General features: G+C 70.7%; 11 protein-coding genes. 3 read left to right on the plus strand and 8 right to left on the minus strand.

Features of this window, described 5'->3' with window-relative positions; genetic code table 11:
* Positions 1-105: 105 nt before the first annotated feature.
* Positions 106-462 carry an iron-sulfur cluster insertion protein ErpA gene (gene erpA, locus OG788_RS14510; protein WP_351557066.1) on the minus strand — a complete coding sequence of 119 codons (357 nt, stop codon included), beginning with the start codon at positions 460-462 and terminating at the stop codon, positions 106-108.
* Positions 463-797: 335 nt separating this feature from the next.
* Between erpA and nadA the strand changes: the two genes are divergently transcribed.
* Positions 798-1982: a quinolinate synthase NadA gene (gene nadA, locus OG788_RS14515; RefSeq protein WP_356758737.1), complete on the plus strand. Its 1185-nt coding sequence runs from the start codon at positions 798-800 to the stop codon at positions 1980-1982.
* Positions 1983-2100: 118 nt separating this feature from the next.
* On the opposite strand, the gene OG788_RS14520 is transcribed toward nadA, so the two are convergent.
* From OG788_RS14520 to OG788_RS14545, 6 genes are all read right to left on the minus strand, one after another.
* Positions 2101-3213: a glycoside hydrolase family 19 protein gene (locus OG788_RS14520; RefSeq protein ID WP_406371175.1), complete on the minus strand. Its 1113-nt coding sequence runs from the start codon at positions 3211-3213 to the stop codon at positions 2101-2103.
* A gap of 210 nt (positions 3214-3423) precedes the next feature.
* Complete coding sequence (locus tag OG788_RS14525) at positions 3424-6549, minus strand: efflux RND transporter permease subunit (RefSeq protein WP_406371177.1); 3126 nt, start codon at positions 6547-6549, stop codon at positions 3424-3426.
* Positions 6550-6705: 156 nt separating this feature from the next.
* The gene (locus OG788_RS14530) at positions 6706-7386 is read right to left on the minus strand and encodes a response regulator transcription factor (RefSeq protein WP_351555302.1); all 681 of its coding nucleotides are present in this window, start codon (positions 7384-7386) and stop codon (positions 6706-6708) included.
* On the minus strand, positions 7383-8603 hold the full coding sequence (locus tag OG788_RS14535; RefSeq protein WP_406371179.1) for a sensor histidine kinase: 1221 nt from the start codon (positions 8601-8603) through the stop codon (positions 7383-7385). The genes OG788_RS14530 and OG788_RS14535 overlap by 4 nt, the downstream gene beginning before the upstream one ends.
* Positions 8604-9086: 483 nt before the next feature.
* Positions 9087-9365: a hypothetical protein gene (locus tag OG788_RS14540; protein WP_406371181.1), complete on the minus strand. Its 279-nt coding sequence runs from the start codon at positions 9363-9365 to the stop codon at positions 9087-9089.
* Between the two features lie 30 nt (positions 9366-9395).
* On the minus strand, positions 9396-10190 hold the full coding sequence (locus OG788_RS14545) for a PspA/IM30 family protein (protein ID WP_351555311.1): 795 nt from the start codon (positions 10188-10190) through the stop codon (positions 9396-9398).
* Between the two features lie 246 nt (positions 10191-10436).
* Between OG788_RS14545 and OG788_RS14550 the strand changes: the two genes are divergently transcribed.
* Both OG788_RS14550 and OG788_RS14555 read left to right on the plus strand, forming a co-directional pair.
* The gene (locus OG788_RS14550; protein ID WP_266757877.1) at positions 10437-11063 is read left to right on the plus strand and encodes a DUF3043 domain-containing protein; all 627 of its coding nucleotides are present in this window, start codon (positions 10437-10439) and stop codon (positions 11061-11063) included.
* An 83-nt stretch (positions 11064-11146) separates the two neighbouring features.
* The gene (locus OG788_RS14555) at positions 11147-11848 is read left to right on the plus strand and encodes a methyltransferase domain-containing protein (protein ID WP_351555293.1); all 702 of its coding nucleotides are present in this window, start codon (positions 11147-11149) and stop codon (positions 11846-11848) included.
* Between the two features lie 261 nt (positions 11849-12109).
* Here the strand turns inward: OG788_RS14555 and OG788_RS14560 are convergent, their stop codons facing one another.
* Complete coding sequence (locus tag OG788_RS14560; RefSeq protein WP_261706966.1) at positions 12110-12322, minus strand: hypothetical protein; 213 nt, start codon at positions 12320-12322, stop codon at positions 12110-12112.
* Between the last annotated feature and the right edge of the window lies 1 nt (position 12323).

The following is a 12323-nucleotide window of genomic DNA, read 5'->3' on the forward strand; positions in this document are numbered from 1 at the left end:
TGCGCGGACGCGTTCAGCCGGAGCCGTGAGCCGCGGGCTCGGCTCAGTGGCAATCGGGCCGGCCGAACCGGGCCCGATACCTCTCGGGCCCCGCCGGTCCCGGACCTAGCTGAAGGAGTCGCCGCAGGCGCAGGAGCCCGTCGCGTTCGGGTTGTCGATCGTGAAGCCCTGCTTCTCGATGGTGTCGACGAAGTCGATCGAGGCGCCGCCCAGGTACGGGGCGCTCATACGGTCGGTGACGACCTTGACACCGTCGAAGTCCTTGACGACATCGCCGTCGAGGGAGCGCTCGTCGAAGAAGAGCTGGTACCGCAGGCCGGAGCAGCCGCCGGGCTGAACGGCGACGCGCAGTGCCAGATCCTCGCGGCCTTCCTGGTCGAGCAGGGCCTTGACCTTGGCCGCGGCGGCGTCGGACAGCATGATGCCGTCGCTCACGGTGGTGGTCTCGTCCGATACGGACATCTGCTTCTCTCCCGGGTTGTACGGAGACTGCTTGCCGACGGTTGCAACCGGCGGGGCCGCGGATTCATTCCGGGCCGAGCTCATGTCTTTGCCTTCTCTCTTCATGCTCGCACATGCGCCTGCGCACGAACACCGGCCTGTGGACAACCCCACGGACACCCGGGTGTCACCCGCCGGAGAGGCGACCGGGATTCACGTCACATGGACGCTATGGCCATCGTCAACGTGACGTGAAGCGGTTATGATAGATAACGTCAATACGACGAAAAGGCATCGTTCCGCCGGACCCGCTCCTTACGGGCCCGGCGAGCCGCGGAACAGAAAGGGTGCGTGTCGTGACCACCGCCCAGACCCAGGAGCTCGACGTACAGCCGACGCCCCTCGCCCTGCTGCTGCTCGGCCGCGAGGCCGACCCGAGGAGCGAGCGGGGTGTCGAGTGCCCCGGCGACCTGCCCTCGCCGTCCGACCCGGACCTGGTCGAGCGCGCGCGTGCGGCCAAGGAGAAGCTCGGCGACAAGGTCTTCGTGCTCGGCCACCACTACCAGCGCGACGAGGTCATCCAGTTCGCGGACGTCACGGGCGACTCCTTCAAGCTGGCCCGGGACGCGGCGGCCCGACCGGAGGCCGAGTACATCGTCTTCTGCGGTGTGCACTTCATGGCGGAGTCGGCCGACATCCTCACGGGCGACGCCCAGAAGGTCGTCCTGCCGGACCTCGCCGCGGGCTGCTCGATGGCAGACATGGCCACCGCCGAGCAGGTCGCCGAGTGCTGGGACGTGCTGACCGAGGCCGGCATAGCCGACCGGGTCGTGCCCGTCTCGTACATGAACTCGTCCGCGGACATCAAGGCGTTCACCGGCAAGCACGGCGGCACGATCTGCACGTCGTCGAACGCCCAGCGAGCCCTCGAGTGGGCCTTCGAGCAGGGTTCGCAGGTGCTGTTCCTGCCCGACCAGCACCTCGGCCGCAACACCGCCGTCCGCGACCTGGGCATGTCCCTGGACGACTGCGTGCTCTACAACCCGCACAAGCCGAACGGCGGGCTGACCACGGAGCAGCTGCGTGACGCGAAGATGATCCTGTGGCGCGGCCACTGCTCGGTGCACGGCCGCTTCAGCGTGGACTCGGTGAACGACGTGCGCGAGCGCATCCCCGGCGTCAACGTCCTCGTGCACCCCGAGTGCAAGAACGAGGTCGTCGCGGCGGCGGACTACGTCGGCTCCACGGAGTACATCATCAAGGCCCTGGAGGCCGCCCCGGCCGGTTCCAAGTGGGCGATCGGCACGGAGCTGAACCTCGTACGCCGCCTCGCGAACCGTTTCGCGCCCGAGGGCAAGGAGATCGTCTTCCTCGACAAGACGGTCTGCTTCTGCTCGACGATGAACCGCATCGACCTGCCGCACCTGGTGTGGACCCTGGAGTCCCTCGCCGAGGGCAACCTCGTCAACCGCATCGAGGTCGACAAGGAGACCGAGGCGTTCGCGAAGCTGGCGCTGGAGCGGATGCTGGCGCTGCCGTAGACCGCGCGTACCGCGACGCCGCCTCCGGCCCGGAGGCGGCAGGTCGCCGCCGCGGACCTGGATCACGGGCGAAGGGGCGCTCCTCGGACACGAGGGGCGCCCCTTGCCGATGGGCCGTTCAGCAGTAGAGGTTGGCTCCGGGCGTGACGCCGAGGATCGAGGTGAAGCGCTGGTAGGCGTCGACGCGGCTCTGGACCTGTGCGGGGTTCCTGCCGTCGCACTCGAGGGAGCCGTTGATGCTGCGGATGGTCTGGCCGAAGCCGGCGCTGTTGACCATCGCGTTGTGGGGGGTCAAGGTGCCGGGGCCGGACTGGGTGTTCCAGTACCAGAGGCCGGTCTTCCAGGCCACGGCCGAGTCGTTCTGGACGAGCCAGGGGTTGCCCAGCAGGTCGATGCCGAGGGCGTCGCCCGCGGCCTTGTAGTTGAAGTTCCAGCTGAGCTGGATCGGACCGCGCCCGTAGTACGCCGCCTGGCCGGCCGGGCAGCCGTAGGACTGGCTCCAGTCGCAGTAGTGCGGGTAGTTGGCGGTGTTCTGCTCCACCACGTAGACCAGACCGCCGGTCTCGTGGTTGACGTTGGCGAGGAACGCGGCGGCCTCCTGCTTCCGGACCGTGTCACTGCCGGTCCCGGTGAAAGCCGGGTAGGCGCCGAGGGCCGCGGTCAGGCCGCTGTAGGTGTAGAAGCCGTTCCGGTTCGGGAACATCTGGTTGAACTGCGCCTCGGACACGACGAATCCGCTCGGGGTTCCGCCACCGGCGGCCGGGGCCGTCCACTTCTGGTTCGCGCCGCCGGTGCAGGTCCAGATCTGCAACCGGGTGCCGTTGGCCGAGTTGTTCCCGGTGACGTCGACGCACTTGTCGGCCTGGGGGTTCACGATGTCCCGGGCCGCGGTGACGACCCACTTCTGGTTGGGGCCGCCGCTGCAGTCCCACAGCTGGAGCTGGGCGCCGGAGGCGGTCGAGTTGCCGGTGACGTCCAGACACTTGCCGAACGCCCGGATCGTGCCGTCCGCACCGACGTTCCACTGCTGTGCGGCGGTGCCGTTGCAGTCGTAGAGCTGGACGGCCGTGCCGTTGGCGGTGCCCGCTCCCGCCACGTCGACGCACTTGCCCGCGAGGCCGCTGATCTGCCCCGTGGCGGCCGCCGCGGGCGACGCCGGGAGCACGCTCAGCAGTCCGAGGACAAGGGTGCCGACCGCGGCGTACGCCGCACGTCTCCATCGAATATGCATGCCCATGTCATACCTTTCGCCGAGGTGCGCTCCGGGCGCTCCGGTGGGGGGTCGAAAGAGAGTTCTTCATCAGTTGTTTTAAGGCGTGAGCAAAAGCGCGTCAAGGCTTTGGTATGGACCAATTCCGGGCGGCTCGCCGCCGGCCGGAAGGGAAGGGGCCCCCGCCCCGGCGCGTGAACGCCGGGGCGGGGGCCCCTTCCTGGAACCGGGTCAGACTCCGGCCGGCTCCGGGGACTTGTCCTCCTGGCCGACGGCAGTCTCGCCGGACTTCGCCTCCCGCTTGGCCGCCTTCTTCCGCGCCCGGCGCTCCTTGCGGAGCTCGATCATCGCGTAGAGCGTCGGAACGAGCAGCAGCGTCAGCAGCGTCGACGTGATGAGACCGCCGATCACGACCACCGCGAGCGGCTGCGCGATGAAGCCGCCCTCGCCGGTCACGCCCAGCGCCATCGGCAGCAGGGCGAAGATCGTCGCCAGTGCCGTCATCAGGATCGGGCGGAGCCGGTGACGGCCGCCCTCGATCACGGCCTCGACCACGCCGTGACCCTGCGCGCGGTACTGGTTGATGAGGTCGATCAGCACGATCGCGTTCGTCACCACGATGCCGATGAGCATCAGCATGCCGATCATCGCGGGGACACCCATCGGGGTGCCCGTGACGACGAGCAGGCCGATCGCGCCGGTCGCCGCGAACGGGATCGACACGAGCAGGATCAGCGGCTGGACCAGCGAACGGAAGGTCGCCACCAGCAGCATGAAGACGATCGCGATCGCCGCCAGCATCGCGAGGCCGAGCGACGCGAACGCGTCGTCCTGGTCCTGCGAGACACCACCGATCGATGCCGTGGCGCCGGCCGGCAGCTTCAGCTTCTTCAGCTTCGCCGTGAGGTCCGCGCTGACCGCGCCGGTGTTGTCGCCGGTCGGCTTCGCGGTGATCGTGGCGGCCCGCTGACCGTCGATCCGGGTCATCGAGACCGGCCCGTCGACGAGCTTCACATCGGCGATGTCACCGAGCTTCACCGCGCCGAGCCGCAGCCCGCGCAGTTCCTCCAGCGTGCCGGCCGACTTGGCGGACTTGATGACGACGTCGCGCTCGGTGTCGTCCAGGATCGCCTTGCCGCTGGTCGTGCCGCGTACCGCCTGGGCGACGGCCGCGCCGAGCGTGGCGTCGTTGTAACCGGCCGCCGCCGCCTTGGAGTTGGCCTTGACCGAGATGCGCGGCACGCTCTGGGACAGGTCGCTCGTGACGTCCGTGACGTCGTCGAGCTTCGCGACCTCGTCGCGGACCTGGTCGGCTGCCTTGCGCAGCACGTCCCCGTCGGCCGCCTTCACGACGACGCTGAGGTCCTGGCTGCCGAAACCGTCACCGGCCGCGACCGTGGTGGTGCCGAGCCCGGAGAGCTTGCCGAGGCCCTTCTCGATGCGGTCCTGGACGTCCTTGTAGGACGCCGAGTCCTCCAGCATGACCTGGTACGACGCCTGGTTGGTGTCCGTACCGCCGCCGAAGGCCGCCATGAAGCCGGAGGATCCGATGGTGACCTGGTAGTCCTTGACGCCCTCGACGCCGGCGAGGAGCTTCTCGACCTTCCGCGCCTGCTCGTCGGTCGCCGTCAGGCTGGCGCCCGGCTTCAACTCCTGCTTGACGGTGAGGACTTCCTGCTCGCCCTGGTCGAAGAAGTTCGTCTTCAGCAGGGGCGCCATACCGAACGTGCCGACGAGCACCGCGGCCGCGATCAGCACACTGGTGAGCCGGCGGCGGGTCGCGAAGCGCAGGACGGGGACGTAGAAGCGCTGCAGACGGCTGCGCTCCTCCTTCTCCTCGGCCTGGCGCCGGGCCTCCTCCGCGTCCGTGGAGGTGCCCTTGGGGGCACGCAGGAACCAGTACGAGAGCACCGGGACGACCGTCAGCGAGACGAGCAGGGAGGCGAGGAGCGCCGCCGTGACCGTCAGGCTGAAGGAGCCGAACAGCTCGCCGACCATGCCGCCGGTCAGACCGATCGGCAGGAAGACGGCGACCGTGGTGAGGGTCGAGGAGGTGACCGCGCCGGCCACCTCGCGGACCGCCGTGAGGATCGCCTCCTCGCGCTCCTCGCCGTACCCGAGGTGCCGCTTGATGTTCTCCAGGACGACGATCGAGTCGTCGACGACCCGGCCGATCGCGATGGTGAGCGCGCCCAGCGTCAGCATGTTGAGCGACAGGTCCCGGGTCCACAGCACGACCAGGGCCAGCACCACGGACAGCGGGATGGACACGGCGGTGACCAGCGTCGAGCGGACCGACGCCAGGAAGACCAGGATGACCAGGACCGCGAAGAGCAGACCGAGGGCGCCCTCGGTGGTCAGTCCGTGGATGGACTTCGAGACCGCCGGGCCCTGGTCGCTGACGACGGTGATCTTCGCACCCGCGCCCAGGTCCGCCCGCAGGCCGGGCAGCTTGTCCTTGACCGCGTCGGAGATGGCGACGGCGCTGCCGTCGTGGTCCATGGTCACCATCACGGCGAGGCTCGGGCTGCCGTCGGTGCGCGTGATGGAGTCGGCCTTGGCCTGCTCCTGCTTCACGGTGGCGACGCTGCCGAGGCGCACCGGCTTCTTGCCGGGCTGCCCCGCGACCATCAGGTCCTGGATCTGCGCCAGCGAGGTGAAGCCGCCGCCGACCCGCACGGTCCGGTTGCTGCCGAGCTCGTCGAAGGAGCCGGCCGGGACGGTCGCCCCGCCCGCCTGGAGGGCCTGGCCGAGGGCGGCCGTGGTGAGGCCGGCCTTCGCCAGCTTCTTCTCGTCGGGCGTGACGGTGACCTGGAGGTCCCGCACACCGGTGACCGCGACCCGGCCGACGCCGTCGATGCCGTCGAGGGCGGGGACGACCGTGCGGTCGAGCTGGTCGGCCAGGGCCTGCTGGTCCTTGCCGGAGGTGACGGCGAGGACGACGGTCGGCATGTCGTCCGTCGAACCGGCGATGACCTGCGGGTCGACGTCGTCCGGGAGCTGGGCGCGAGCCCGGTTGACGGCCTGCTGGACGTCGGCGACGAGCTGCTTGGTGTCGTTGCCGTAGTCGAAGGACGCCATGATCACGGCGTTGCCCTCGCCGGCGGTGGAGGTGACACCGGTGATGCCGTCGACGGCTTCGAGGTTGTCCTCGAGGGGCTCGACGACCTGCTTCTCGACCACATCCGGAGAGGCACCCTGGTACGGCGCGAGCACGGACACCATGGGCAGTTCGATGGTGGGCAGCAGCTGCTGCTTGAGCTGGGGGATCGCTATCGCCCCGAAAGCGAGCGCGATGATCGACATCAGCCCGATGAGGGCCCGCTGCGCGAGGCTGAATCTGGACAGCCAGGACATGGGTGGTGGGTCTCTCTTCTGTGGTTCGAGCGGAAGGCGGTGGACTGGGGAACGCCCCACGTCACACCTTGGGCCATGAACGGGCGACGATCCGTAGCCCCTGGGTCCATTTCCTTACCGGGAACCTACTCCAGGCGCAGTACGCGCAGGTAACCGTCAGTCCACCTTCGGACGTACCAGGCCGGTCTCGTACGCGATGACCACCAGCTGGGCCCGGTCTCGGGCGCCCAGCTTGGCCATGGCCCGGTTGACATGCGTCTTCACCGTGAGCGGGCTCACTTCGAGGCGCTCGGCGATCTCGTCGTTGGAGTGGCCTCCGGCGACCTGGACGAGCACCTCGCGCTCGCGGCCGGTGAGCGCGTCGAGCCGGTCGGAGCCGATGGGACCTCGCCCGTCGTCGGCGTCGCCCTGCGCGAGGAACTTGGCGATCAGGCCCTTGGTCGCCGCCGGGGACAGCAGCGCCTCGCCACCGGCGGCGATCCGGATGGCGTTCAGCAGCTCCTCGGGCTCGGCGCCCTTGCCGAGGAACCCGGACGCGCCGGCCCGCAGCGACTGCACCACGTACTCGTCGACCTCGAAGGTCGTCAGCATCACGACCCGTACGTGCGCGAGGCCCGGGTCGGCGGTGATCAGCCGGGTGGCGGTGAGGCCGTCGGTCCCGGGCATCCGGATGTCCATCAGCACCACGTCGGCCCGCTCGTCCCGGGTCACGGCCAGCGCCTCCGCGCCGTCGGACGCCTCCCCCACGACCTCCATGTCCGGCTCCGAGTCGACCAGCACACGGAACGCGCTGCGCAGCAACGCCTGGTCGTCGGCGAGCACGACACGGATCGTCATACGGGGTCCCCCAGGACAGGCGCGCGGTTCTTGACGGGAAGGATCGCATGGACGCGGAAGCCGCCTCCGTAGCGGGGACCCGCCGTGCAGCTCCCGCCGATCGCGGTGACCCGCTCGCGCATGCCGAGCAGTCCGTGTCCGCCGCCCTCCTGCGGGGCCGTGTCCTGTCCTGGCCCGTTGTCGAGGACGGTCACTTCGACGTTCGGCCCGACCCGGACCACGCTGACCTCGGCCTTCGCGCCCGTGCCCGCGTGCTTCTGCACATTGGTGAGGGCCTCCTGGATCACGCGGTACGCGGCGAGGTCGACGGCCGCGGGCAGCGCCGTGCCGTGGTCGGCGCGGGCCACCTCCACGGGGAGTCCCGCGTTGCGGAAGGTGTCGGCGAGCTCGTCGAGCCGGGCCAGCCCGGGGGCGGGCTCGGTCGGGGCCTCGGGGTCGCCGGACTGGCGCAGCAGACCCACGGTGGCGCGCAGTTCGTTCAGCGCGGACCGGCTGGCCTCCCGTACGTGGGCGAGCGCCTCCTTGGCCTGGTCGGGGCGCTTGTCCATCACGTGGGAGGCGACTCCGGCCTGCACGTTGACGAGGGCGATGTGGTGGGCGACGACGTCGTGCAGATCGCGGGCGATCCGCAGCCTCTCCTCGGCGACACGGCGGCGTGCCTCCTCCTCGCGGGTGCGCTCGGCTCGTTCGGCGCGCTCCCTGATCGCGTGCACGAAGGCGCGCCGGCTGCGGACGGCGTCGCCCGCCGCGGCGGCCATGCCGGTCCAGGCGAAGACGCCGAGGTTCTCCTGGGCGTACCAGGGCAGCGGCCCGGCGAGCATCGCGACGGCCGTCAGGACGGTCATGGTGACCAGGCCGACGCGCCAGGTGGTGGGGCGGTCGGTGGCCGAGGCCACGGTGTAGAGGGCGACGACGGCGCACATCGCCACCGGGGCCCGGGGGTCGCCGGTGACCAGCTCCACCAGGGAGAGGGCGACGGTGGCCGCGAGGATCTTCATCGGGGCGCGCCGACGGAAGACCAGGGCGGCGGCGCCGAGGACCATGAGGGCGAGGCTGAGGGCGTCCGGGGTGCGGGCGCCCCAGGTCGTGCCGTCGGCGCCGTGCGGGTCGACGAAGGAGCCGGCCACCATGCAGACGAGGACGCCTGCGGCGAGGGCGGCGTCCAGGGCGAGGGGGTGGGCACGCAGCCAGTCCCTCGTGCGCTCCAGGGTGCTCACCCGGTCAAAGGTACGGGGGCCCTGCCGGGCCGGGAACCGGCCGGTACGGTGCGCTGCCGCCGGGCCGTCGCCCAGGCGGGACCGGCCGAGCGATGCCACCCTCCCCGGGCTGCGGAATGGGGACCCGCCCGGGCAGGCGGAACGGGCTGCGCGCTCTACCCGGGCCGGCGGCCAGGGGGACCGGCCGAGCGATGCCACCATCGCCGGGCTGCGGAGCGGGGAGGGCACCCGGGGCGGGCGGGCCGGGCGGCGCGCTCTCGCCGGGCCGGGGGCCAGGCGGGGATCGGTCGTGTGATGCCGAGCCCGGCCGGCTGCGGAAGTGGGGGCCGCCGGGTGGGTGGACGGGGTGTATCAGGCCGGGGACCGGGCGCAGCGGGTGTCGGGCCGGGCCCGCAGGTGCTGTCTCGGGTCGGCCGCTCGCCCGGGCCTTCCCCGGGGCACGCGCGAGCGGGGAGCGGCCGGGCTCGGTCGGAGAGGTGGTGCTCAGCCGGGGATCAGGCCGTCGCCGGTGAGCATCTCCTGGACCTCTTCGAGCGTGGCCTCCGGAGAGGGGAGGATGAGCTCCGACGGCTCCAGCGAGTCGTCGGGGAGCGGTCTCCCGGCGCGGCGCACCGCGTCCAGCAGGGCTCCCAGGGTGCGACGGAAGCCGGACTCGTCGCCGCGCTCCATCTCGGAGAACAGCTCGTCGTCCAGCTTGTTCAGTTCGGTGAGGTGGCCGTCGTCCAGCCTCACCTGCCCCTCCCCCATGATCCGTACGATCATGTCGCCCTCCTCAGGCGTGGGCCCTGTCGGTCACTGCTTGTCGAAGCGCGGCGTGTCCTGGGGCTGCGACGACGGCTGGGACTGGCCCTTGCCGCCCTCGATCGCCTGCTGTGACGAGGAGCCGCCGGCCAGCTCCGCCTTCATGCGCTGCAGCTCCAGCTCTACATCCGTACCACCGGAGAGGCGGTCCAGCTCGCTCTGGATGTCGTCCTTGGCCAGCCCGGACTGGTCGTCGAGCGCTCCGGAGGCGAGCAGCTCGTCGATCGCGCCGGCCCGCGCCTGGAGCTGCGCCGTCTTGTCCTCGGCACGCTGGATGGCAAGCCCCACATCGCCCATCTCCTCGGAGATGCCGGAGAAGGCCTCCCCGATCCGGGTCTGTGCCTGGGCCGCCGTGTACGTCGCCTTGATCGTCTCCTTCTTGGTGCGGAAGGCGTCGACCTTGGCCTGGAGACGCTGGGCCGCGAGGGTGAGCTTCTCCTCCTCACCCTGCAGGGTCTGGTGCTGCGTCTCCAGGTCGGTGACCTGCTGCTGGAGCGCGGCACGGCGCGACAGCGCCTCACGGGCCAGGTCCTCGCGACCGAGCGCGAGAGCCTTGCGGCCCTGGTCCTCCAGCTTGGAGGACTGGTTCTGGAGCTGGTTCAGCTGCAGTTCGAGACGCTTGCGACTGGTCGCCACGTCGGCGACACCGCGCCGGACCTTCTGGAGCAGCTCCAGCTGCTTCTGGTACGAGTAATCGAGGGTCTCGCGCGGGTCCTCGGCCCGGTCAAGGGCCTTGTTCGCCTTCGCGCGGAAGATCATCCCCATACGCTTCATGACACCGCTCATGGGCTTCGCGCGCCCCCTTCTGACGGACTCCAGCTCCAGGTACTGCAACAGGACCCACAGTACGGGCCCTGCATCCATTACCGCACTGTTCGGGGACGGATGCGCTCATCCCCAAGGACGACTGCGTTCTCCACCACTCCGGCGTAGGGAGTAGGTGACACCCGGGGTCCACCCAGGAAGGACGTCCCCTCTGTCCCACTACAGACGCACGGCGTTGCCGGATCGTTCCCCACTCGAACGACGTCCATGCCCGCGGACCCCGTACCCTTGGGTTTTGTGTTCCGTAGCCGTGCGAAGGAAGAGAAGGCCCCCGCCGACAAGGCGCCGGTGACCGACTCCAAAGTGACCCGTGATCCGCAGGCCCCCAAGGGCCGCCCCACGCCCAAGCGCAGTGAGGCCCAGACCCAGCGTCGCAGCGTCGCCCAGACGCCGACGACGCGCAAGGAGGCGGCCAAGCGGCAGCGTGACGACCGCCGTGCCCAGATGGAGAAGCAGCGCCAGGCGCTGGCCAGTGGCGACGAGCGCTATCTGCCCGTACGCGACAAGGGCCCGGTGCGCCGGTTCGCGCGTGACTTCGTGGACTCGCGCTTCTGCATCGCCGAGTTCTTCCTGCCGATGGCCGTGGTCATCCTCGTCCTGAGCATGGTGCGGGTCGGCTCGCTCCAGAACATCGCGCTGCTGCTGTGGCTGGTCGTCATCGTGATGATCGTGGTCGACTCGATCGGCATCGCGATCCGCCTGAAGAAGCAGCTCAACACGCGCTTCCCCGACCTGCCCAAGAAGGGCGCGGTCCCCTACGCGCTGATGCGTACCCTCCAGATGCGTCGACTCCGGCTGCCGAAGCCGCAGGTCAAGCGCGGAGAGCGGCCCTGAGCACGACGTCTTTCTCCGGGGGCGCGGCGGATGCCTGGCTGAACAAGCTGGGCGGGCTGCGTGATGTCGTACGACAGGAACTGGTGGCCCGGCAGCTCGACGAGCAGATAGCCGGGCGCTATCCGGTGGGTCAGCGGCTGCGGGTGCTCGACGTCGGGATGGGCCAGGGCACGCAGGCCCTGCGGCTCGCCCGGGCCGGCCATCAGGTGACCGGGCTCGAGCAGGACGCGACGATGCTGGCCGTGGCCCGGGAGGCCCTGGCCGCCGAGCCCGAGGGCATCCGCGGCAGGGTGCGCCTCATCGAGGGCGACGGGCGCGAGACCGGCGTCCACTTCCTGCCGGGCAGTTTCGACGTGGTGCTGTGCCACGGCGTCCTGATGTACGTCGAGGATCCGGACGCGCTGCTGGCGGGCATGGCCCGGATGCTGGCCCCCGGCGGGCTGCTCTCGCTGCTGGTGCGCAACGCGGACGCGCTGGCCATGCGGCCCGGGCTCGGCGGGGACTGGGCGACGACGCTGGCCTCGTTCGACACGACCGCGTACACGAACCGGCTCGGCCTCGACGTCCGCGCCGACCGGCTCGCCACGCTGACCGGCACGCTCGCCGGGATCGGGGCTCCGCTGCACGCCTGGTACGGCGTGCGGGTCTTCACGGACACGGCCGCCGACGGTACGCCGCTGCCGCCGGACGCGGAGACGCTGCTGGCGGCGGAGGAGCGGGCCGGGCGGACGGATCCGTACCGCCAGGTGGCGGCGCTGCTGCACCTGTGCGGCGTGCGGGGCTGACGCCCCTCTCCCGGCAGGTCCGGGGCAACCCCCTTCAGAGCGAGACGGGATACCCCGGGCGAGCCCGAACGCCCCGGAGACCGTCGGGACTCCCTGCCCGGCAAAGCCCAAAGGCGACCGTCCCCGACGGAGCCGGCCGGCTGCCGCTCCCCCGCAGAACGGGACGACGGCCCTGCCCGTCGGCACCGGACGACCGGTCGTTCCCGGGTCGGGTGGGCGGTGACGGGTTGCCGGGGTGCGCCCCCGGCAACCCCGACCGGCCTACTCCGGCTCGGCGTGCAGGCTCATCGGACCGTAGATCTGCGTGCTGTCCTCGAAGAGGAACACCTGGTCCGCGCCGCCCGCCAGAAGGTCCTTCCACACCTCGCCGATCCAGGACTCGGCGTCGCCCTGGGTGGTGAACTCCTCGGGCTGCACCGCGGGTTGGACCTCTGTCCCGTCGGACTTCTCGAACCGCCACGTCCATGCCGCCATG

Source organism: Streptomyces sp. NBC_00647 (assembly GCF_045207245.1).
Lineage (GTDB): Bacteria > Actinomycetota > Actinomycetes > Streptomycetales > Streptomycetaceae > Streptomyces.